At 40.0% G+C, this 23,401-nt stretch carries 21 protein-coding genes and 1 riboswitch; of the genes, 3 read left to right on the top strand and 18 right to left on the bottom strand.

Going from position 1 to position 23,401, the window contains the following annotated elements; all coding sequences use genetic code 11:
* Positions 1–23: 23 nt before the first annotated feature.
* Together LCM09_RS13390 and gltB are read right to left on the bottom strand one after the other, a co-directional pair.
* Positions 24–1,508 (bottom strand): glutamate synthase subunit beta, encoded by a 1,485-nt coding sequence (locus LCM09_RS13390; RefSeq protein WP_224882591.1) that lies wholly within the window; start codon positions 1,506–1,508, stop codon positions 24–26.
* Between the two features lie 12 nt (positions 1,509–1,520).
* Positions 1,521–6,113: a glutamate synthase large subunit gene (gene gltB / locus LCM09_RS13385; protein WP_224882590.1), complete on the bottom strand. Its 4,593-nt coding sequence runs from the start codon at positions 6,111–6,113 to the stop codon at positions 1,521–1,523.
* 177 nt (positions 6,114–6,290) lie between these two features.
* Between gltB and gltC the strand changes: the two genes are divergently transcribed.
* Positions 6,291–7,196, top strand: coding sequence for a glutamate biosynthesis transcriptional regulator GltC (gltC, locus tag LCM09_RS13380; RefSeq protein WP_224882589.1), 906 nt, complete (start codon positions 6,291–6,293; stop codon positions 7,194–7,196).
* A gap of 194 nt (positions 7,197–7,390) precedes the next feature.
* Here the strand turns inward: gltC and LCM09_RS13375 are convergent, their stop codons facing one another.
* The 5 genes from LCM09_RS13375 to LCM09_RS13355 form a co-directional block, all read right to left on the bottom strand.
* Positions 7,391–7,591 carry a hypothetical protein gene (locus LCM09_RS13375; protein ID WP_224882587.1) on the bottom strand — a complete coding sequence of 67 codons (201 nt, stop codon included), beginning with the start codon at positions 7,589–7,591 and terminating at the stop codon, positions 7,391–7,393.
* A gap of 258 nt (positions 7,592–7,849) precedes the next feature.
* Positions 7,850–9,238, bottom strand: a complete 1,389-nt coding sequence (locus LCM09_RS13370; protein ID WP_224882585.1) for an MFS transporter — start codon at positions 9,236–9,238, stop codon at positions 7,850–7,852.
* A 36-nt stretch (positions 9,239–9,274) separates the two neighbouring features.
* Positions 9,275–9,841, bottom strand: coding sequence for an HAD-IA family hydrolase (locus tag LCM09_RS13365; RefSeq protein WP_224882583.1), 567 nt, complete (start codon positions 9,839–9,841; stop codon positions 9,275–9,277).
* A 53-nt stretch (positions 9,842–9,894) separates the two neighbouring features.
* A complete protein-coding gene (locus tag LCM09_RS13360; protein ID WP_224882582.1) occupies positions 9,895–11,277 on the bottom strand; it encodes a glycine--tRNA ligase in 1,383 nt (460 codons plus the stop codon).
* Between the two features lie 393 nt (positions 11,278–11,670).
* Complete coding sequence (locus LCM09_RS13355; protein WP_224882580.1) at positions 11,671–11,832, bottom strand: anti-repressor SinI family protein; 162 nt, start codon at positions 11,830–11,832, stop codon at positions 11,671–11,673.
* A gap of 27 nt (positions 11,833–11,859) precedes the next feature.
* Positions 11,860–11,950: riboswitch (cyclic di-GMP riboswitch) on the bottom strand.
* 217 nt (positions 11,951–12,167) lie between these two features.
* Between LCM09_RS13355 and LCM09_RS13350 the strand changes: the two genes are divergently transcribed.
* Positions 12,168–12,398, top strand: a complete 231-nt coding sequence (locus tag LCM09_RS13350; protein WP_224882578.1) for a hypothetical protein — start codon at positions 12,168–12,170, stop codon at positions 12,396–12,398.
* A 50-nt stretch (positions 12,399–12,448) separates the two neighbouring features.
* Here the strand turns inward: LCM09_RS13350 and LCM09_RS13345 are convergent, their stop codons facing one another.
* From LCM09_RS13345 to LCM09_RS13335, 3 genes are all read right to left on the bottom strand, one after another.
* A complete protein-coding gene (locus LCM09_RS13345) occupies positions 12,449–12,763 on the bottom strand; it encodes a thioredoxin family protein (RefSeq protein ID WP_224882576.1) in 315 nt (104 codons plus the stop codon).
* Positions 12,764–12,856: 93 nt separating this feature from the next.
* A complete protein-coding gene (locus LCM09_RS13340; protein ID WP_224882574.1) occupies positions 12,857–13,468 on the bottom strand; it encodes a GDSL-type esterase/lipase family protein in 612 nt (203 codons plus the stop codon).
* A gap of 78 nt (positions 13,469–13,546) precedes the next feature.
* Positions 13,547–13,765 (bottom strand): glutaredoxin family protein, encoded by a 219-nt coding sequence (locus LCM09_RS13335; RefSeq protein ID WP_224882563.1) that lies wholly within the window; start codon positions 13,763–13,765, stop codon positions 13,547–13,549.
* A 114-nt stretch (positions 13,766–13,879) separates the two neighbouring features.
* On the opposite strand from LCM09_RS13335, the gene LCM09_RS13330 reads away from it, so the two are divergent.
* Positions 13,880–14,569, top strand: a complete 690-nt coding sequence (locus LCM09_RS13330; protein ID WP_224882561.1) for a Crp/Fnr family transcriptional regulator — start codon at positions 13,880–13,882, stop codon at positions 14,567–14,569.
* 141 nt (positions 14,570–14,710) lie between these two features.
* Here LCM09_RS13330 and LCM09_RS13325 read toward each other — a convergent pair whose 3' ends face one another.
* From LCM09_RS13325 to argF, 8 genes are all read right to left on the bottom strand, one after another.
* Positions 14,711–14,917 carry a hypothetical protein gene (locus LCM09_RS13325; protein WP_224882559.1) on the bottom strand — a complete coding sequence of 69 codons (207 nt, stop codon included), beginning with the start codon at positions 14,915–14,917 and terminating at the stop codon, positions 14,711–14,713.
* Positions 14,918–15,025: 108 nt separating this feature from the next.
* The gene (locus tag LCM09_RS13320; protein ID WP_224882557.1) at positions 15,026–16,141 is read right to left on the bottom strand and encodes an aminopeptidase; all 1,116 of its coding nucleotides are present in this window, start codon (positions 16,139–16,141) and stop codon (positions 15,026–15,028) included.
* A gap of 113 nt (positions 16,142–16,254) precedes the next feature.
* Positions 16,255–17,703: an aldehyde dehydrogenase gene (gene aldA, locus LCM09_RS13315; protein ID WP_224882556.1), complete on the bottom strand. Its 1,449-nt coding sequence runs from the start codon at positions 17,701–17,703 to the stop codon at positions 16,255–16,257.
* 80 nt (positions 17,704–17,783) lie between these two features.
* Positions 17,784–18,659 carry a patatin-like phospholipase family protein gene (locus LCM09_RS13310; RefSeq protein WP_224882554.1) on the bottom strand — a complete coding sequence of 292 codons (876 nt, stop codon included), beginning with the start codon at positions 18,657–18,659 and terminating at the stop codon, positions 17,784–17,786.
* Between the two features lie 577 nt (positions 18,660–19,236).
* The gene (locus LCM09_RS13305; protein WP_224882553.1) at positions 19,237–19,374 is read right to left on the bottom strand and encodes a hypothetical protein; all 138 of its coding nucleotides are present in this window, start codon (positions 19,372–19,374) and stop codon (positions 19,237–19,239) included.
* Positions 19,375–19,718: 344 nt separating this feature from the next.
* Positions 19,719–21,110 carry an argininosuccinate lyase gene (gene argH, locus LCM09_RS13300; protein WP_224882551.1) on the bottom strand — a complete coding sequence of 464 codons (1,392 nt, stop codon included), beginning with the start codon at positions 21,108–21,110 and terminating at the stop codon, positions 19,719–19,721.
* Positions 21,111–21,122: 12 nt separating this feature from the next.
* A complete protein-coding gene (locus tag LCM09_RS13295; protein ID WP_224882549.1) occupies positions 21,123–22,358 on the bottom strand; it encodes an argininosuccinate synthase in 1,236 nt (411 codons plus the stop codon).
* A gap of 70 nt (positions 22,359–22,428) precedes the next feature.
* Complete coding sequence (argF, locus tag LCM09_RS13290) at positions 22,429–23,400, bottom strand: ornithine carbamoyltransferase (protein WP_224882547.1); 972 nt, start codon at positions 23,398–23,400, stop codon at positions 22,429–22,431.
* Between the last annotated feature and the right edge of the window lies 1 nt (position 23,401).

Genomic DNA, 23,401 nt, shown 5'->3' with positions numbered 1-23,401 from the left:
TCGAGGAGTGGTTTTCAGTGTGTTTATGGTAGTACCGTTTTGTTCATTAAATAACGATCGACTTCTCTAGCGGCTCCGCGACCTTCATTGATCGCCCATACGATTAAGCTTTGGCCTCTTCTGACATCACCAGCGGCGAAGACGCCGTCGATGTTCGTTCTATAGTCGTCAAATTCAGCTTTTGCAAGCTTTCTATCATCTTGTTCAACTTCAAAGTGTTCAAGTACTCCCTCTTCTGGTCCTGTAAAACCAATGGCAATTAAAACGAGGTCGACTGGCCATACTTTCTCAGTACCTGGTAGTTCTTTCATAAATACATTACCGCGCTTATCCACATGCTTTTCGATCGTAACCGTGTGAAGCTCTTTCACATCGCCATTCTCATCCCCAACAAACTTCTTCGTCATAATGGAATACTGTCTAGGGTCTTCCCCATGATTTGCTGCAGCTTCTTCATATGCATAATCAAGTGTAAAGACTTTCGGGAATTCAGGCCAAGGATTATCGATCATGCGGTCGGCTGTTAACTGAGGGTGCTTTCCGAATTGATGAACGCTCTTACAACCATGCCTTAGTGATGTAGCAACACAATCCGCCCCAGTATCACCGCCACCGATAACGATGACATGTTTATTTTCTGCAGATACATACTGTTTATCTTGTAGCTTTGAATCTAGTAGACTTTTGGTATTTTTCTTTAAGTAATCCATCGCATAATGGATGCCGCCTAATTTGCGTCCCTTTATTGGTAAATCGCGATGTTTTTGAGCTCCTGTACAAAGAATGACAGCATCATGCTGATTCTTTAACTCTTCACGTGAGATATCTTCTCCGATTTCTGTGTTGGTAACGAAACGGACGCCTTCTTCTTCTAATAAATTCACTCGGCGTTCCACTAGCTCTTTGTCGAGTTTCATATTAGGAATACCATACATGAGCAATCCGCCGATTCGATCATCCCGTTCGTAAATCGTTACGGAGTGTCCAGCTTTATTTAGCTGATCAGCTGCGGCTAAACCAGCAGGACCAGAACCAACGACCGCAATCTTCTTCCCTGTTCTTTTCTTAGGTGGTTTTGGAGTCATCCATCCTTCGTTGAACCCTCGGTCAATGATCTCTTTTTCGATACTCTTAATAGCTACAGCATCGTCAGGAATTCCGGCTACACATGCACCTTCACACGGTGCTGGACACACTCTCCCTGTGAATTCTGGAAAATTATTTGTTTTTAATAGACGATCTAACGCTTCTTTCCATTTCCCTTCATATACAAGGTGATTCCACTCAGGAATAAGGTTATATAGCGGGCACCCGGAGGCATTGCCGTTAATTTCGATGCCGGAATGGCAGAACGGAGTGCCGCAATCCATGCAGCGAGCACCCTGTTCTTTTAATTTTTCTTCTGATTGTGGAAGTTGGTATTCTTCCCAATCTTTTAATCTCGTCAATGGATCTCTTTCACGCATTTTCTCTCTTGGATAGTCTATAAATCCTGTTGGTTTACCCAAACGAATACCTCCTTATACGGGTTCCAGGTCGCTTACTTTTGTCGGCTTTACATTACCGTTCTTAGCCTGCTGGAACACTTCAAGTGCTGCATCATCATCTTCATATCCTTGTTGTTTCAGTTCTTCAAGTGAAGCTGTAATTTTCTTAAATTCCTTGGGGATTACTTTCACAAAACCTCCTACGAATTCATTCCAGTTCTGTAGAATCTTTATTGCCTTAGGGCTATCAGTATGATAAGCATGCTGTTGAACGAACTGTTTCACTTCAAGAATTTCTTCATAATTCGTTAAGGTCTCCATGTGTACCAATTCTGAATTCACATTTCGAATAAATTCTTCTCTGTCTTCACTTAGTACATATGCAACTCCACCGGACATTCCTGCCGCGAAGTTCTTTCCAGTTGTCCCTAGAACAACGACACGACCGCCTGTCATGTATTCACAACCATTGTCACCAATTCCCTCGACAACAGCTTTAACTCCACTGTTACGGACACAGAACCGCTCTCCGGCCTGCCCACTGATATACGCTTCACCTGAAGTCGCACCGTAGAACGCAACGTTTCCTATGATGGTGTTACGATCACGTTCAAACGTAGAGCGATTTGAAGGATGAATGATAAGCTTTCCACCAGAAAGTCCTTTTCCGACGTAGTCGTTGGCGTCACCTTCAAGTCTCATCGTTACACCGTTTGGAACGAATGCACCAAAGCTTTGACCTGCGGAACCATTGAAATTCAATTTAATCGTTTCATGAGGTAATCCCTCTTCACCGTAGCGCTTTGTGATCTCGTGTCCAAGCATTGCTCCGGCAACACGGTTCGTGTTGTGAATCGCATACGTTCCTTCAAATGTTTTCTTCTCTTCGATCGCACCTAGGCAAGCTGGGATAATAGATGTTCGATCAAGTGCAGCATCAAGATTATGATCTTGATCTCGCTGATGGAACGTGCCTACTTCGTCAGACATGTGCGGGCGATATAGTAATGGTTTTAAGTTTAAGTAACCTGCTTTCCAATGTTGTTTCGTTCGGCTACTAACTTTTAACACATTCGTCTTTCCTATCATTTCTTCTATCGATCTAAATCCAAGTTCAGCCATAATTTCTCGTACTTCTTCTGCAATAAATGTTAGATAGTTTACGACATGGTCTGGACTTCCCATAAATTTCTTGCGTAGTTCTGGGTTTTGGGTAGCAACTCCAACAGGACATGTGTCAAGGTGACAAGCTCTCATCAAAATACATCCTAGAACGACAAGAGGTGCTGTAGAGAAACCAAATTCTTCTGCACCAAGTAGAGATGCCATGACAACATCTCGACCCGTCATCATTTTTCCATCTGCTTCTAACACGATTCGATCACGTAAATCATTCAAGACAAGTGTTTGATGGGTTTCTGCTAATCCTAGCTCCCACGGTAGCCCTGCATGTCTGATACTTGTTCTTGGTGATGCACCAGAACCACCTTCATATCCACTAATAAGGATGCAATCAGCAAGCCCTTTTGCAACCCCTGCTGCGATTGTTCCAACACCCGCTTTTGCTACAAGCTTTACACTGATACGTGCTGAAGGGTTAGCATTCTTCAAATCATGAATAAGCTGTGCTAAGTCTTCAATCGAATAGATATCATGGTGAGGCGGGGGAGAGATCAAGCCTACTCCAGGAGTCGAACCTCGAACTTCAGCAATCCATGGATAAACTTTCTTTCCTGGTAGCTGACCACCTTCACCTGGCTTAGCACCCTGCGCCATTTTGATTTGAATCTCATCTGCGTTCGTTAAATAGTGACTAGAAACACCAAATCGACCTGAAGCAACCTGTTTGATCGCACTTCTTCGAGAATCGCCATTCTCATCAGGCTCAAAACGGGATGGGTGCTCGCCACCTTCACCACTATTGCTTCGACCACCTATACGGTTCATCGCGATAGCAAGTGCTTCATGGGCTTCTTCACTGAGAGCTCCGTAACTCATCGCTCCAGTTTTAAAGCGACGAGTGATCGATTCTACACTTTCAACTTCCTCGATCGGTACAGGTCCATTCGATTCAAAATCAAATGCCTGCCTCAAGTAAGTTAAGTTTTCCTCATGTGCCATAGAAGAGAACTTCTTGTAAAGATCATAATTATTGGTTCTAGCAGCATGTTGGAGCGTATGGATCGTTTTAGGATTAAAGGAATGGTGCTCTCCACCACTTCTCCACTGCATGTCACTTCCAGTTTCGAGCGTTACGTCCTCATATTCTGAGTCATGATATGCAAAGTGATGTCTCATAAGCGTCTCTGTAGCGATCACATCGATTGGAATTCCATCGATTTGTGAAGCTGTACCAGCAAAATATCGATCGATGACTTCATTACTAATCCCAATGGCTTCAAAGATCTGAGCCCCTCTATAACTTTGAATGGTTGAAATGCCCATCTTAGACATTACTTTAACGATTCCAGACGTTGCAGCATCGATGTAGTTTTTGATCGCATCGTCAATTGTGAATCCTTCGATCGTACCGTCACTCAACATATGTGAGATGGATTCGTATGCTAGGTATGGGTAGATTGCATCTGCTCCGTAACCGATTAACATCGCAAACTGGTGAACATCTCTTGCTTCGCCTGTTTCAATTACAAGGCTAACCTTCGTTCTTGTTTCCCTCTTAATCAAATGATGATGAAGGCCGCTGATCGCCAGTAATGAAGGTATTGCTGTTTGATCATGATTTAGGTCTTTATCAGATAGAACAAGAATGCTTTTCCCATTCTTAATCGCACGATCAGCTTTTCTAAACAATGCTAACAGCGCATGCTCCATTTCGGTTTCTCCACGAGAGACATCAAACAACAAGCTGAGCGTTTCAGATTGCATGCTATCGTCGTGTAGGTTTTTAACTGCTTCGAATTTCCCTTTAGTCATAATAGGTGTTTCCAGGCGTATTCTTCTACAGCTCTCTTTATCTGTATCAAGTAAATTTCCTTCAGGACCTAGTAGCGTCATTGTTGATGTAACTGATTCTTCTCGAATAGAATCGATCGGTGGATTCGTTACTTGAGCAAATAATTGTTTGAAGTAGTTGAATAACAGCTGTGGTCGATCTGATAAGACAGCTAGAGGAACATCATTACCCATTGAACCGATTGGATCTTTCTTTTCAGTGACCATAGGAGCAATGTTTTTTGTTAACTCTTCATATGTGTAACCGAATGCTCTTTGTATTTGGACTAAGTCTTTTCCATTTCTAGATTTCACTTCGACTTCTTCAGCACGAAGACTCATTAAATGATTGGTTAACCAATAACGGTAAGGGTGCTCAGTTACAACCTGTTCTTTAATCTCGTCATCATAAATAAGCCTTTTCTCTTCAAAATCCACCATTAGCATCTTACCAGGGCTTAGACGTCCTTTTTCGATGATCTTCTCTTCGTCTATTTCGATGACTCCAACTTCTGAGGAAAGAATAAACGTGTTATCATCTGTTACGACATATCGAGCTGGACGTAATCCATTACGATCAAGCATCGCACCGATTTGTCTACCGTTTGTAAATGCGATCGCTGTTGGACCATCCCAAGGTTCCATCAAGCAGCTATGATACTCGTAAAATGCCTTCTTCGGATCTTGCATCGTCGTATCTTTATCCCATGGTTCAGGGATCATCATCATTGCTGCGTGTGGAAGAGAACGTCCTGATAACGTTAAGAATTCCAAGCAGTTATCTAGAGATGAAGAGTCACTGCCGTTCTGACGAATAATAGGCGCGATCTCTTTGATATCGTCTCCGAATACATTAGATTTCAAAGCACCTTCTCTTGCTCTCATCCAGTTTACATTTCCGCGTAACGTATTGATTTCACCATTATGAATCAAATAGCGATTCGGGTGAGCACGGTCCCAGCTTGGGAACGTATTCGTACTAAAACGAGAATGCACCATAGAGAATGAAGACTTAAAATTCGGATTTTTCAGATCAAGATAAAATTTATCAAGCTGTTCTGGCGTTAACATTCCTTTGTAAACGATCGTATCTTTCGAGAAGCTAGCTGCGTAATATTTCGTCTTAGCTAGCTGAGCATCCTGCGATACTTCTTTCTCTGCTTTTTTACGAATAACATAGAGTTTTCTTTCAAACTCTTCTTCAGACACGTTTCCTTTTTTAATGAAGACCTGGCGTATGATTGGTTGCGCTATTCGAGCTGCTTCCCCAATCGTCGATTCGTCGATTGGAACTTCTCTCCAACCGATTAGTTCTTGGCCTGCTTCTTCAATTGCATTTTCAAGAATCTTAATTGCTCGCTGGCGAAGATGGTTATCTACAGGCATAAACATCATGCCTACACCGTAAGCTCCTTTATCCGGCAATTCGAAGTCCGTTTCATTTTTGAAAAATTCATGTGGAATTCCTAGCATGATACCTGCACCGTCACCCGTGTCAGGATCGCTTCCCTGCCCTCCGCGGTGATCTAGCTGGCGTAGCATATAAATTCCTTTTTCTATGATACTGTGCGCTGGTTCATTGTCCATGTCTGCAATGAGTCCAATCCCGCAAGCATCATGTTCATGAATTGGATCGTACAATCCTTGCTTTTCCGGAAAGTTACTTCTTACCATAATCCCACTCCTCGCTCTTATCACAAATCGCTATGGTTTATCTCTTTAACGCCATAACGTCTTAATTGTTTAAATATTCTACATTCATTGTACGTTGCACGGACTCATGCTTTCAATATATAATTTAGATATAATTAATCTATTATTGATATCAATTAAAGAAAGGGTTGCTTTTTTATGGAGCTAAGGCAGCTATATTACTTTATGGAAGTTGCTAGAAGAGAACATGTAACAGAAGCGGCTACCTCACTTCATGTCGCGCAATCCGCAGTGAGTAGACAGATTGCAAACTTGGAATCTGAATTAGGTGTGCAATTGTTCTTTAGAGAAGGAAGAAATGTTAAATTAACTCAAGTAGGTCATATCTTTATGGATCATGCAGAAACAGCCATTGCTGAGATTGAACGTGCGACACAGGCTGTCCATGAATACTTAAATCCTGAAACTGGGACGATTCGGGTCGGTTTCCCGAACAGTCTAGCAGCGAAAACGCTACCTACAGTTATATCAGCTTTTCGTAATGAACATCCGAGTGTTGGGTTTCAACTTCGTCAGGGCTCATTACAGGAGTTAACAGACGCAGTTAGTAAAGGGGAAATCGACTTGGCGTTCGTATCGCCAGTTCCTAAAGATCGATCTGACGTAGAAGGTCATATATTCTTCACTGAGAAGCTACTTGCACTGCTACCGTTTAACCATCCGTTAGCAGATAATCCGATGGTGAGACTCGGTCAATTAAAGAACGACCCCTTTGTTCTTTTTCGACCTGGCTATGCTTTGCATCACCTCGTTACATCAGCTTGTCAACAAGTTGGCTTTAAACCTCGCATCGCATTTGAAGGGGAAGATATCGATACGATTAAAGGGCTAGTTGCCGCTGGTCTTGGAGTGAGTTTATTACCAGAAATCACACTTTCAGAGCAGTTACCGCCTGAAACAGTGAAAATCGAGCTTTCAGAGCCTAACGTAACAAGAACTGTAGGCGTCATTGTCCCTGTTGGAAGAGATCTTGCACCATCTGAAAGGAAGTTTTTTGAATTTCTTACCCATTTTTATGAAGTTCTTAACCGCTTTGGTCAATAAATAGGACTAGAGATACATAAATCCTTTCTATATAAAAGGGATGAGACTGAAGGTCTCATCCCCATTTTGTTATGCTTTTGTGATTTTTACATACGTTCCCGCAATAAAATCGTAAATCCCTCTATAATCCTTCCTTAAACCCACCATGAATATATTGATTAGACTTAATAGAATTGTAGCTATTCCAAATATGGTTACATAAGTAATGATCGTTGCCTCATGTGTTTTAATACACGTAATTCCTCATCACTTATAGCTCCTGACTGTATCAACATGCTAAATGGAATATCCGTGGTCATGATGAGAAGTAATGCTCCGATTAGTTCGGGGACGCTAAAGCAATCGTAGCGATAAGATGGCGTTTTAACATCGTCCAAATAGATACCTTTTTTCATCCACCCGATTGATTTGTGCCCCTACTAGCTTCTTGCCTACTGTATACCCCACCCACAGAACAGGTACTAAGGTATAATACAAAAATTCGAATAGATCAAAAGCTAGAGAATCCTGACTGCCGAAAATTGTCCCAAGCAGAGTAGTAACCGTAAAGATCAGTAAAACGTCAATAATGTTTCATCCTCGTCTTACAATCCCTGCTGGTTCAACTATTTTCACATCTTTCGCTTTATACCCTTACAAAGCGATGTACCCCCTTATTTCTTATATGGAAGCCTTAAGAATAATGCTAGGATGATACCTATCAAAAATATGACAGAGCTTGCAAGGTACATACGCTCGTATCCTACTATAATTAAGCTTTTCTCTAAGGTAGTCATGGTTTGTTCATCGACTGTTGACGTTACGATAAAACCTGCTAATATGACAGGTCCGAGCGAAGTGCCAATCGATCGAAATAAACTAACGAGAGATTGACTGGATCCTGCTTCTTTTTGAGGAGTCAGTTCGAACATAAGATAGTTTAGAGGCGTGCCCATTGTAAATCCTATGCCGACCCCAGAGAAGATCATGCCGATAATGAGGAATACCCAGCCGTCAGCTATGAAACTAAAGATGAGTGCACCTATCAAACTTAAACTAAATCCTGTTAATACGACTGGTTTCGCTCCCCATCGATCGAGCAAAACACCTCCAATAGGTGCAGCAAACCCAGATGCGAGAGCAAGTATAACCATGACATATCCTCCTCTTCCTGTTGCAAGATCTAATAAGAGTTCAGAAAAAGAAGGTATGAAAATCATACTAATGATGCCTATTCCAGTGATGGTTGAAATAAGCAATGCAAGGACGATATTTCTATTCCTAAAATATGAGATGTTAATGATTGGGTCTTCACTCTTTGCCTCTATCTTCACAAGTGGTACGAGTATACCGACACTTAATAAGAGTAAAGGCCAAACCGATAAGGTTGTAATGGAACGAATAAGGTCCTGTGTATCTAAATTCGTTAATCCTAGTAATAAAGAAATAATGGCAACTGAAAGTAACAGTGCACCTTTCCAATCGAGGATGGTACGTTTCGGTCTATTCTCTTCAACTGGTAGTTTCAACGCCATCAGAAAGATAATAAAGGCGATTGGGATATTCATGATAAATATCCATCTCCAGCTAACCTGAGCGACCAAGAATCCCCCAACTGCAGGTCCTAGGATTGAAGCAATACCGAACATAGCCCCAATTAAGCCGAGTGCCATCCCTCTTTTCTCTTTAGGAAAACTACTTCCAATAACAGCATTTGCAATCGGAATGATTCCTCCTGCCCCAGCAGCTTGGATTGCCCTTCCTACTAATAAAGACGGAAGAGAGCCGCTCAAACCAGCAACAAGAGAACCAAGAGCTAATAGGAAAATCCCCGCAAGAAAAATATTTTTCCTTCCATATAAATCAGCAAGTTTCCCCGTAATGGGCATGCTGACTGCATAAACTAACGTATAGATCGTTACTACCCAAATAGTGAACTTCAGTTCGATATCAAGCTCCTTGACCAACGTTGTTAAAGCAGGTGAGATAACGCCTGAATCTAATGCACCTAAAAATACTCCGAGTAGGAATGTTATAAGGAGAAAACGCTGTTGCTTGCTCACTATGGAAAACTCCCTCAAACCGTATTTGATATTACACTAATTGGACCAAAGTAAATTCTTGAGCTGTGGATAATGTTGCACATACAGATCTGCTCCATGTGACTTGTTTTGAAAGAGACACGTTTTCATTCCAACTTCTTTCGCTGGAATAATATCTAGTAATCGATCCCCAACTGCAAGGTCTAAATGGTGCTTATTATGCAAGTATCGGTAGGATGTCGCATCTGGCTTTCTAGGATATCCGTCATCCCCAGCCACAAGATCAGTAAAGTAATGTTCCATATCAAAATAACGAAGAATTGTCATCACTTCTTCACGAGGCTTGTGTGTCATGATCACATTGAGATCAGATTTCTCGAGAATATCTTTGACTCCATTAAAAGGGGGCTTCATGTCAGGGGAAAGTTCATTATCTAGTCGCCTAAACTCTTCAACTTGGCTCATTGTTAACCCAAATACCTTTGTCGCATGTCGAAATGATACTTTTAATGCTGCAAGGATCTCCTCGTCAGTTATATGATCCGGAACAAAATGTTTCATAACTTTGATAAAAGCTGGATACGTATCGAATAGCGTCCCGTCAAAGTCCCATAATATTCTCATTATTCCACCTCTTTATTCCTAAATAAAAGCCGCTCGTTCGAGCGGCTATCTCTTTAAAACTGTGTTTTTTCTTCCAAGAAATTCTTAAGTTCTGAAATTGGCATTCTTTGTTGTTCCATCGTATCACGATCTCGAACAGTTACCTGCTTATCTTCTAGAGAATCAAAATCGAATGTAATCGCGAAAGGTGTTCCGATTTCGTCATTTCTGCGGTAACGTTTTCCGATTGAACCTGCTTCATCATAATCAACCATGAAGTATTTCGAAAGTTCAGCGTGCACTTCTCTAGCTTCATCAGATAATTTCTTTGAAAGAGGAAGTACTGCTGCTTTAAATGGTGCTAGAGCTGGATGGAAGTGCATCACGCTTCTTGATGAACCGTCTTCTAGCTCTTGCTCTTCATAAGCTTCGATTAAGAATGCTAGCGTCACACGATCCGCTCCAAGAGAAGGTTCAATGCAATAAGGCACGTAGCGTTCTCCAGTTTGTTGATCATGGTACGTAAAGTCTTCATTCGAATGTTCCATATGCTTCTTAAGGTCATAATCTGTTCTAGATGCAACTCCCCATAGCTCACCCCAACCAAACGGGAATTTGTATTCGATATCTGTCGTAGCATTACTATAATGAGATAGCTCATCTTCAGCATGCTCACGAAGACGGATACTGTCTTGATCAACCCCGAGGTTCAATAGCCAGTTCTTACAGAAGTCTTTCCAATACTGATGCCATTCAAGCTCGTCACCTGGTTTACAGAAGAATTCCAATTCCATCTGTTCAAATTCACGTGTACGGAACGTAAAGTTACCTGGTGTAATTTCATTTCGGAAACTTTTTCCGACTTGAGCGATACCAAAAGGTACTTTTTTACGCATAGAACGCTGAACATTTTTAAAGTTAACGAAAATACCTTGTGCTGTTTCAGGACGAAGGTAAATATCACTTGTACTTGATGTTGTTACACCTTGTTGCGTTTTAAACATAAGATCAAATTGACGGATCTCCGTAAAGTCCTGACTATCACACTCTGGACATTTAATATTGTGATTTTCGATTAAACGCTCCATTTCTTCGAATGAGAGACCATCAGCAATCATTTCGTTGCCTTCTTCTGAAAGTGCATCTTCAATTAGCTTATCAGCACGATGACGTGTCTTACAGCTTTTACAATCGATTAAAGGATCATTGAAGTTACCAAGGTGACCAGAAGCTACCCATGTCTTTGGATTCATCAAAATTGCAGCATCAAGACCGCTATTATGAGGAGACTCCTGAACAAATTTCTTCCACCATGCTGCTTTGATATTATTCTTCAGTTCTACACCAAGAGGACCGTAATCCCACGTGTTCGCAAGGCCACCGTAAATATCAGAACCAGCGAAAATAAAACCTCTGTGCTTTGAAATTGCAACAATTTGATCCATTGAAATACTCATTTGTATCTCTCCTTTTAAAATTCTCTAACAACATAAAAAGCCCCCGCCCTCGGACAACGAATTGTCCGGGGACGAGAGCGTATGCACCCGCGGTTCCACCCCAGTTGATGCAGAAAAGCACATCCACTTTACGGTATCAACTCCAGACCGCCGTTTCACTAGACCTTTTTCGGGCTTCCACCATCCCCGAATCTCTATATAAAGGGTACTCTAGCTACTATCTGTCCTTCACAGTTGTTAGCTTATATATGTAATTGATATCACATATGATACAAAAAAGTTTTACTGAAAGTCAAGCACAAACTCTAGTATCATCCTTTCCTATCATAACCTTTTTTTTGATCGTTTACTCAAAAGGTTACTATTTAACAATAAATAAGAATAAAAGAGCTATCAGTCGATAGCTCCTCGTTTAAGTTTACTCATAGGTGTAATGGTTTTTTTAAGTTCGAGAAATGCCCGAATTTCTTCTTTATTCAGCCCCATCTCTCTTGCAATATTGATCAGTATTACCCACTCTTGATCAAGTGTTTGTTCTGGCCTTGTTTTTATCATGGCCACCCTCTCCTCCTTTGGATATTTCCAGGAGAACCAGCCGTCATCGTTGAACATTGTCAACATTAGACCTGTGTCTTTGCGTCCCATCCTTTAGAATGGTTTGCCTTTTTCTGGAGAGTATGAACAGACACATACCAAAATGATACAAAACCACACTGCTAAACATAAGTAACCGGGACTAAATGATGAGAAATTTTAATAGTTTAACCAATTATACTATATTTTAGTAAAAATTCAAAATATTTTATAGAATCTCTAACGTTTTATTCCTCATATCATAAACTAATCATGTAGAATTTTGCCCGAACTCGTGTGATCAAGGAGGAAAAGCCGTGGAAAGAAATCAAATCGGTTCTGCCTGGCAAGGTACTCATGTCATATTGTTAAGGTGTAACCCCACTAACCAAGTCGTAGGTTTTTATTCAAGTCTTAACGCACCAACTGAGCCTGTAAATCAATTATGTAGTGAGACGTTATCGACATACTTAAGTATCGGCTATAAGATTTCCCATGTTCATTCACTAACTGATGGGACGATAGAGTATATATTAACGAAAAACTAAAACTAGTCTGCCATCATTCATCCTGGCAGACTAGTTACGATTAAAAGCTTTTAAAAGTCAGAAAGATATTCTTTCACTTGATCTGGATTCTTTGTGTTGGCACTGTGAAGGTGACCCACTTTTTCGCCGTTTTTGTAGACGAGCAAACTAGGGATTCCCATTACTTCGTTTTCCTCTGTAATTTCAGGAAATTGTTCGATATCGATTTGCGCCCAATTTTTATCGCTATGTTCATTCATAATATCTTCAATGAATAAATCAAGACGTTTACAATCAGGGCACCAATTGGCTTCATATTTTAATATTGTTACTTGAGAGTCATTAATTAATGAATCGTACGTTTGTTTTGATTCTATCTGTTTCACAAAAATCTTCCCCTTTACTTATTACTATGGAGTTAGTATATCTTACTTTAAAAGCATTGTCTGTATTTGAGATTGCTTGATTTATGATTTTGTTTATAAACAAACCCCAGTTTTAATCAAAGCTTCCGCAATCAAGAACTGACCGCATTCGTTAGGGTGGATCCCATCGAACGATAATAGACACCCTTCTCTCCCCTTAAATAAATTAAAAACATCCGCTACTTCAACGTCCTCATTTTTCGTACAAGATATGAGATTTTTGTTGAATTTTTTTATCCATTCTTCTGCAAAATGAAGGTCCGGATAAGGATTATACAAGTTTACGAAACGAATCATCTGAGGTTTTTCGTTCGCTATTTTTACTAAATATTCTACAATCCACTTCATATTACTACAGGATGACATTAATGCCTCTTGTAGGGCAGCTTCATTATTGGTTAATGCGAACTCTTCCGCTGCGTCTATTAAATCATTTCCACCTGCTGTAATCGTAATAATATCACCTAATGCTATGGGGAGTGACTGTTCTAGCCAACTTCTAACGTCACCTGTAGTGGCACCGTTTCTTGCATATTTCTGTAAGTTAACTCTCTTCCCCACTGTTTGCTCAATACCCGTACGATAATAATCTGGAAATGTAGGTGAAAAAAGAATCGTCCCTGTGCCTAACGTAAGAGAATCTCCGATAGCTGAATAAGTATGCATAGTATGCGACAAATCATCACCTCAATCCAAAGGATGATTTACTATATTCATCGCATGAAAGAAAAGTTCATAGCCGAATTAATTGGCATTTAAGATGCTCTCTTTTGGACAAACTTTATCGTTATAAACGAGGAGTGGGACGAGAAATTCACCAGCATATTTAAAGAGATCTTCTTGTCTTTCTGGATGTACAAACACATTTATTTCGTAGAAATCAATACCTTCCTGCTGTAACAATCGCTTGGCTTTTTCACATTCCATACAACTGGTAATCGTGTATAATCGAATATGTTCCATGTTAGACTAGTTACCTCCTAACATCTTTAGTATAACGGATTTGATTATGAGTATAATGTAAGCTATCTTACAGGAGGAGATATACGTGATTTCCAAAGAATAGAAGGTGATTGAATGGACAAAATGACGATGCTCTCCCAAATAAATTTATTTGATGAGCTGGAAATGAATGATTTAATGCAAATTGATCGAGTAAGCGATATGAAGCCCGTAAAAAAAGGGACGATCATAGTTGGTCCAACTAAACCAATGAAAGCTTTATTTCTTTTAAAACAAGGAAATGTGCGCTTATATCGCTCAAATGATAGTGGGAAACAGTTAACTGTTGATATTCTTGGTGACGGAAACATCTTTGGAGAAACCACAAGCTTCTCGCTGAGTGATGATTCGGTTTATGTTGAGGCAATGTCTGATGTTTATTTATGTATTATCGGAAAAGAACAATTTGAAACACTACTGTCAGAGAATCCTAAGCTTGCCATTAAGTTTATTGAAATTCTATCTGCTCGCTTAAGGGAAGTATATGAGATGAGTGAACATATTGCGCTTAGAAGTGTAAAGTATCGTGTGCTCTCGTTACTATTAAAACTGAGTGAGAAATTTGGGAAACGAAAGAACGAATGGCAAACGATCGAAATAAAGGTGACGCATTATGACATTGCAACAATGATCGGTTCTACAAGAGAGACGGTTAGTGCTACGATAGGAGAATTGAAGAAAGCTGGTTACATAAAGAAAAATCCGCTAATATTCGCTATACATGCAGAGAAAGCAAATGAATTTTTAGCTAAAAAAAGTGATTAATGTACCCGCTACAAAATGAAGCTGTCGAAATTCACCGACAGCTTCATAACGTATTAGGTTTCATAATAAATTTGTTCGCATGCCGTAATTGTTTATACAAAATTGGTTAGATTTTTGTTTATTCTAGGATCAACGCAATGATTACGATTGCGTTTTGCCATCCGTTCCTTTTTGATTATCTTTGGTACCTTCTAATTTATCCCATTTAATAGGTCTGTTTAAATTAAGTTTCTTCTTCAAATTCAACAAGCAATTAAAATGACCAACATACCACTTGTCGAATTTCACCATATGAATGGTTTCCCAGTCCCTCATCTCCTTTGTACATCCATCACAATGTATTTCCATGAAAGGCACTTCCTCTTAAGTAGTTTTCTTTATTTATATTCAAACCTCGAGGAATGTGATTGGTCATTTGTACGTAAAAAAGCGCATCCGTAGATGCGCCCCTTTTAATTATTTTAAATTCTCAGGATTTAAACCTTCAAGATACTCCGGTACAAACCTTCCATCTTTTCGAATCAACTCGTCATCGAACCAAATTTCTCCTCCGCCGTACTCTGGTCTTTGGATCAATACCATGTCCCAGTGAACAGCTGAATTATTACCATTAGGTGCTTCGTCGTAAGATTGACCTGGAGTGAAATGGAACGATCCATCGATTTTTTCATCGAACAAGATATCTTTCATTGGTTCCCTTATATATGGGTTAACGCCAATTGCAAATTCTCCAATAAATCTTGCCCCTTCGTCCGTATCAAGTACACTATTCAAGCGCTCTGTATCATTCGCAGTGGCATCGATGATTTTTCCATTTTCGAATGTAAGCTGAACATTCTCAAAGACAAAGCCATTATAAGGTGAAGGTGTATTGTAAGTAATCACACCATCCACGCTATCAACAACAGGAGCTGTAAAGACTTCTCCATCAGGAATATTTAATTCACCTGCACATTTAACTGCAGGGATATCCTTGATCGAAAAGCTCAAGTTTGTGTCGGGAGAAACGATTCTAACAGCATCTGCACGGTTCATTCTATCTACAAGTGCATCCATCGCTTCATTCATTTTCGCGTAATCCATCGTGCATACGTCGAAATAATAATCTTCAAAAGCTTCGGTACTCATACTTGAAAGTTGTGCCATAGCAGGATTAGGATACCTCATCACGACCCATTTCGTATGCTTCACACGCTGGTTACTGTGGACTTTCGTTTTATAGATCTGATTGAACAACGCCAATTTCGCTTCTGGTACATCAGCAAATTCATTGATGTTTTCTGCACCACGTATGCCTATATATGCATCCATACGTTCCATCTGGCGAAGGTCATTTTCAGTCCAAGCTTCGATTTGCTCTTCAGTTGCTTCAAGCAATAAGTCTCGGATAACTTGATTATCACGAAGGTTCACATGTGGGAAACCCCCTACTTTATGTACCTCTTTTATCAGACTTCTAACGAGTGAGTTGTCAACATTAAATGCTTCGATCAGTACATGTTCACCTTTTTCAATTCTTGTTGAATAGTGAACAAGATTTTCTGCTAACTTCTTAATTCGAGAATCTATCATATTCTACCTCTTTTCATAATTGACTTTACTTCTTCATTATAAGCTCTGGCTCGTCCATCCTTCAAATGATTTAAGAAAACAGAAGAAAACCGGAGTTGACCTCCGGTTTGTAGTTACTTAATATTCTGGTCGTATTCCATGTAAATAACATGTGTTTTCAGGTATTCGTTCAAGCCGTGCTTACCATCAGCGCCACCAATACCTGATTGACCCATGCCTGCATGGAAGCCTTGAACAGCTTCAAAATTCTCTCGGTTCACATATGTTTCACCGTACTTAAGTTCATTTGATGCTCTCATTACTTCATGAATGTTATCACTGAAGATCGAAGATGAAAGACCATAACGAGTGTCGTTCGCTGCTTCCAATACTTTATCGAAGTCACTGTAAGTAACGATTGGAAGAACTGGACCAAAGATTTCTTCTTGTATAATCTCCATATCTTGAGATACATCAGTTAAGACAGTTGGTTCAAAATAAAATCCTTTGTCACGTTCGATTCGTTTGCCACCTGTTTTAACTACAGCGCCAGCTTCAATGGCGTTGTTTACCATCTCTTCAACTGATTCAAGCTGTTCTTTATTTACAAGTGGTCCAATATCGCATCCTTCTTCATTCAACGAATCTCCAACTTTCGTATCTTGGAAGGATTGAGTGATTTTCTGAATGAATTCCTCTGCGATGTCTTCATGGACATACACTCTTTCTGCATTTGTACAAGCTTGCCCGTTATTCGTTATTCTCGATGTTGTAATCTTCTCTACTGCAAGGTCTACATTCGCATGTTTCGTAACGATTGCTGGAGCCTTACCTCCAAGCTCAAGGTTAACTTTAGTAATGTTTTTGGCTGCAGCTTCCATTACCTTAGAGCCTGCTGGATGACTTCCTGTCAAGCTAATCATCGCTACATCAGGGGATGATGCTAATGGATTACCAATATCAGAACCTTTACCAGTTACAAGGTTGAATACACCTTTAGGTACGCGGGCTTGGTGAATGATCGAAGCAAGTTCACATGCCGTGTTCGGCGTATACTGACTTGGTTTAATAATGATTGGACATCCTGTTACAAACGCAGGAGCTACTTTTCTTGCGAATATAAACATTGGGAAATTCCAAGGTACAATTCCACCAACAACACCGATCGGTTTTTTGAATACCATGATGTTTTCGTTAGGACGATCGCTAGGAAGAACTTCGCCCTCATAACGTCTTGCCCATCCTGCCATGTATCTAAAATAATCGATTGTTAGCTCTACTTCAGCTTTTGAAGCATCAACCGTTTTCCCATTTTCCTCAGTAAGCATAGAAATAAAAGACTGCTTTTTCTCTTCTATGTTATCTGCAATCTTGTATAAGTAATCTGCACGTTCTATTGATGTTTTGGCTTCCCAATCAGATTGTGAAGCTTTTGCAGCAGAAATCGCTCGCTCAATATCCTTTTCATCACCTAATTGTATTTGTGAAATTGGTTGTTCAGTAGCTGGATTGATCACATCGAGCGTTTCTTCACTGTTACTATTTGTAAATTCACCGTTTATATATAGTTGATAACGTTTCAATTGAATACCTCCTACGTGTTGATGAAGGATGTATTCCCAGGAAAAAACAATTCAAAACATATTAACTGTTTAGGAGAAGTTTATTTCACCATCTCATCTGACCGTAGTTGGCTAGTCTCAATCCACTTCTGTAGATGTTCATGATGGCGCTTCGTATCTTCGTACCCTTGATCATAAAGGGCTGATAACCTTTCTTTCGACCGTTCAATTCGATCGACTTCTAAAGGTTTTGATGGTTGAATCACATAATATTGCTTAGGATTAGATTCAATATGCTCGAGTGTCCTATTGTATCGTTCATATCTAGAGTTGATTGCTGATGCAAGGGGTGGGTTCTTCTTATATAAACGTTTGATAAACCAGGAAAACTTCGACCTTTTCTTTCGATACCCGGCATTTCTCGTTAATACAACAACATTTAGAGAATTACCATCCTGCTCTGATTTAAAAACTGGAATTGGGTCTGCAATTCCTCCATCTAAAAGGAGTTTATCCTGCACTTTCACTGGTGGAGCCATAAAAGGTAATGAGCTAGATGCTCTCAGAATCGATAGAAGCTGCTCAGGGGTTTTCTCGTTTTGAAAATAAACAGGTTCACCTGTAATTGTGTCTGTCGTGCCTACAATAAACTGTTCTGTAGTGGATGCAAAAGATTCAAAGTCAAAGGGCACATGTTTCGTCGGTATGTCACTAAAGATTAAATCCATGCCAAAAAGCTGTTTCTTTCTAATTAGATTTTTGTAGGACAAATATTCAGGATGATTTACATAATCGATCGTTACTTTTCTATTTCTACCTTTCTGTCTAGACAGATAAGATGCTGCGTTACATGCTCCTGCAGAAACTCCAATCACATAGGGAAAATAAAGGTCATGTTCCATAAAATATTCAAGTACTCCGGCAGTATATACTCCCCTCATACCGCCACCTTCTAAAACTAGTCCGATCGAATGCACAAATGATCCCCCTTTTTTACATTTTTTTCTTACTTTTAGTGTAAGGGATTAGACTTTGTACCTCAAGGTGCGTAAAGATAACGGCAGGATTTTCAGATTGTTGAGAAAGTCTTAAAGACCATCTACACGGATAGTGAGGTGATTTTCGCTCCAGGATGCTCGCTTTCCGCGGCGCGGGCGGTGAGTCTCCTCGTCGCTTTACAAAACGCTCCTGTGGGGTCTCACCTGTCCCGCACGTCCCGCAGGAGTTAAGCATCCTTCCGCTCCAATCAACATGGATATGTGGTTTTGAAAACAAGAAAAGCAAATTTAATTACTTTTAAGGATATAAAGCAGAGGACTACTTCATAATAATCAGTCGGAAAGTTTCCTTTGATTGATTGCAACCTAGTAGGAGTGAATACCACTCGACTCCCTTGGAAAACGGGCGTTTTAGACTCGGAGTGGACGGCATTTTGTCCGCGAGAAGGCTCAGGCGTTCGTCCACAGGAATCTTGTGGTATTCAAACTCCTACGGCATAGGGAACACATTAATCAAGTTTCTCTACAAACTGAAAATCCTGCCGCAGGGCAGGATTTATTCTTCACGTTCTTCGTTTTTAACTGTTTTATGACCAGTTGAGGCCTCGTTTGGAAATGCTGTTTGATCTGCGTGCTGAGGACGTTTTCGTTCCATCCCCTTCTTCTTATGGTCGAATGCTTTCCCTCTTCCCAAAAGACATCTCCTCCTTTCCTATTCTCAAGAATAGTATCTCTCAGGTGACTAACGCTATTCTGAAAGAATTCCTTGAAAAAGTTGAAAAGAACTGAATAATCTTTGTGAAATGTGAGCATCATATATTTTGAAGAGGGAAGTTAAAAGTGCAAAAGGAATTACGGATAAGTTATCTAGGGAGATGGTCGCGTTGAACAACTCTGTTGGGAAAACAAGGCTCTAACAACTTTCATTAGAAAGAGGTGTCTCCAAAAGACAATTACCGTTTTACCCCATCGCTTTATTAGCAAAAGCTAGCCTTCCTTCTTCAAGAGGGTCTTATCCATAAGGGTAGGGCCCTTTCTTCATGTAATCTTTTCCACAAGCTTAAGATGCTTTTTAGCTAAGTCGAGCTGGTTTTGAATTTGTTCCGGTGATGTTCCACCATAACTTTTTCTTGCATTCATCACATTATATGGTTTTAGAATCTCAAAAACGTCTTCCTCAAATAATGTACTAAATTGTTTGTATTCATCTAGACTAAGGTCCAGTAAATACTTATTTTGTTGGATACAATGGAGAACGATTTTCCCTATCATTTCATGTGATTCTCTAAACGTCATCCCTTTGTTCACAAGATAGTCTGCTATATCTGTAGCATTCGAATAGTCTTCATTTACAGCTTGCTTCATGTTTTCTTTCTTAACGGTCATCGTTGCAATCATCGGAGCAAGAAGCTGCAACGCTCCATCGAGCGTTTTAGCCGTGTCGAACATCCCTTCTTTGTCTTCTTGCATATCTTTGTTATAAGCAAGCGGCAATCCTTTTAAGACAGTAAGTAAACTAAAGAGATTTCCATACACTCGCCCCGTTTTCGCTCTTAATAACTCAGGTACATCAGGATTTTTCTTCTGTGGCATTATGCTAGATCCTGTACAGAAGGAATCATCTAGTTCGATGAACTGAAACTCCTGGCTGCTCCAGATCACTAACTCTTCAGATAATCGAGACATGTGCATCATCAGCATAGAGGCATTTGATAAGAATTCAAGAATAAAATCACGATCGCTAACAGCGTCCATACTGTTAGGATACACACTGTCAAACCCTAGTAGCTCAGCAGAACGATGTCTGTCGATAGGAAATGTTGTTCCAGCAAGAGCACCTGCTCCAAGCGGCATCATGTTCGAACGTTTTAAACTATCTTGAAATCTTTCTTTGTCACGTTCGAACATCCAGAAATATGCAAGGATATGATGAGCGAATGAAACTGGCTGGGCTCTCTGTAAGTGTGTGTATCCCGGTAAAACAGTTTCTAAGTGTTCTTCAGCTTGTGTAAGAATTGCCTCTTGGACTAATTCTATATGAGCGATGAATTGCTTCACTTTTTTCACAAGATACATATGCATGTCTGTAGCAACTTGGTCATTTCTGCTTCTACCTGTGTGAAGCTTACCACCTACAGGTCCAATTTCTTCAATAAGTGCCTTTTCGATGTTCATGTGAATATCTTCATGAGATACATCGTATTCAAACTCACCAGATTGGATTTTTTCTAAAACGACATTCAGACCTCGTTTGATCTCCTCCTTGTCATTTTTTGTGATCACACCACACTCAGACAACATTTGAACATGGGCGAGACTACCCTCAATATCTTCTTCTGCTAATTCTTTATCAAATTGAATGGATGCTGTATATTCTTCAACGAGCTTATTGGTTTGTTTTGTAAAGCGTCCTCCCCATAACTTAGACACACTAACCTCTCCTTATTGATGAACTTTATGCTTTATAATGCTATCCGCACTTGTCTTTTTATGAACCTCCGCATTTACTTTTGTTGGCAAGCCCCAAAGTTTGATGAATCCAACAGCAGCCTCATGATCGAATAGATCTCCTTTTAGGTATGTCGCTAGTTGTTCATTGTAGAGGGAATTCTCTGATTGACGTCCAACTACTGTGCTTGTGCCTTTATGAAGTTTAATACGGATCTTCCCGTTAACCACTTTCTGCGTTTCATTAATAAATCCTTCAAGAGCTTGACGAAGTGGTGAATACCATAAACCATCATAAATGAGTTTAGACATTTGTTGGTCAATGGTAGTTTTAAACTGTGATACTTCACGTGTATGAGTTAGAAACTCAAGTTCTTTATGAGCGTTGATTAAGATTAGAGCTCCTGGGTTTTCATAAACTTCTCTTGATTTAATGCCAACAAGACGATTTTCAATGTGATCGATACGACCAATCCCATGTTTTCCTCCGATATCGTTAAGCTTCTCAATCAAATCAACGAGGCCTAACGCTTCTCCATTTAAAGCTACTGGACGTCCTTCTTCAAAGTCCACTTCAATATATTCCGGGATGTCTGGAGTCATTTCAATCGGTGCCGTCCAATCAAATGCAGCTTCAGGTGCTTCCGCCCATGGGTCTTCAAGCACACCAGCTTCACAAGCACGCCCCCATATATTCGCATCGATTGAAAATGGATTATCTAATTTTACTGGAATCGGTATCCCTTTTTCTTCTGCATACGCAATCTGTTCGTCACGAGTCATTCCCCATTCACGGACGGGAGCAATGACTTTCAAATCAGGATTTAATGCTTGAATGGAAACTTCAAATCGTACTTGATCATTTCCTTTTCCTGTACACCCATGAGCAACTGCTGTTGCGCCTTCTTTTTCTGCTGCTTCTACAAGAAGCTTAGAAATCAATGGACGTGATAGTGCTGATGAAAGTGGATACTTTCCTTCATAAAGTGCATTGGCTTTTAATGCGGGTAAGAGGTACTCTTCAGCAAGTAATTCTTTACCTTCGATCATATATGCTTTCGAAGCGCCAACTTTCAGCGCTTTATCTTTAATGGTTTCTAGATCTTTCCCTTCTCCAACATCAAGTCCAAGTGCGATGACTTCATAATTATATTTTTCTTGAAGCCATTTTATAGAGATTGACGTATCTAGTCCTCCAGAATAAGCAAGAATCAGTTTCTCTTTACTCATGTGATCCACTCCCTATCTTTGTATTAATATATATACTAACGTATATTTATTCAAATTGCATCAAAAAAAATCAACTTTTTAACAAAATTTTTAAAAGTGCTTTTTGTGCGTGTAGGCGATTTTCTGCTTCCTGGTAAACAACTGAATGTGGACCGTCTATAATGCCTGTTGTAACCTCTTCGCCACGGTGAGCTGGCAAGCAATGCATAAAGATGTATTTTTCATTCGCTTTTATGCATAGCTCTTCATTGACTTGGTATGGTTCAAATACGCCTTTACGTTCTTCTTGTTCTTCTTCTTGCCCCATACTTGCCCATACATCTGTAATAATGACATCTGCTTCGTTTACAGCAATCACTGGATTAGTAGTCACTTCGATGATAGAGCCCGTTTCTTTAGCGATTTCTTTCGCTTTCGTTAAGATTGATTCATCTGGTTCATACCCTTCAGGACAAGCAATCGAAAAATGCATCCCGACTTTTGCGGCTCCTTCGATTAAAGAGTGTGCAACATTGTTCCCATCCCCAAAGTAAGCTGCTTTTAGACCCTTTAAGTAGCCTTTATGTTCTAAGATCGTTAGAAGATCAGCTAGGATTTGTGCTGGATGATGAAGGTCGGTTAGTCCGTTGATGACTGGTATTGAAGATGCGTTTGCGAAACGTTCAATAGTGTCATGGCCGAATGTACGGATCATAACACCATCGAGATACCCTGAAAGAACGTTTGCAGTATCTTCCACTGTCTCTCCACGCCCTAACTGAATGTCTTTAGAACTTAGAAAAAGTGCATGCCCCCCAAGCTGTAACATCGCCACTTCAAAAGAGACACGAGTTCTTGTAGAAGATTTTTCAAATATCATACCTAGGACTTTCCCCTTTAGTTCTTCATGAGGTATCCCCTGCTTTTGTAACTGTTTTAATTCCTCAGCAACTGTTAATAGATACATAATCTCATCTGAAGATAAGTCATTTATCGTTAAAAAATCCTTCCCTTTTAAATTAGCTTTTATGTTTTTCTCTTTGAATTGCAATGATTGCATCATC

It is taken from the genome of Guptibacillus algicola (assembly GCF_020171805.1).
Taxonomy (GTDB): Bacteria; Bacillota; Bacilli; order Bacillales; family Guptibacillaceae; genus Guptibacillus; species Guptibacillus algicola.
This window is presented reverse-complemented; position numbering and strand designations above follow the sequence as displayed.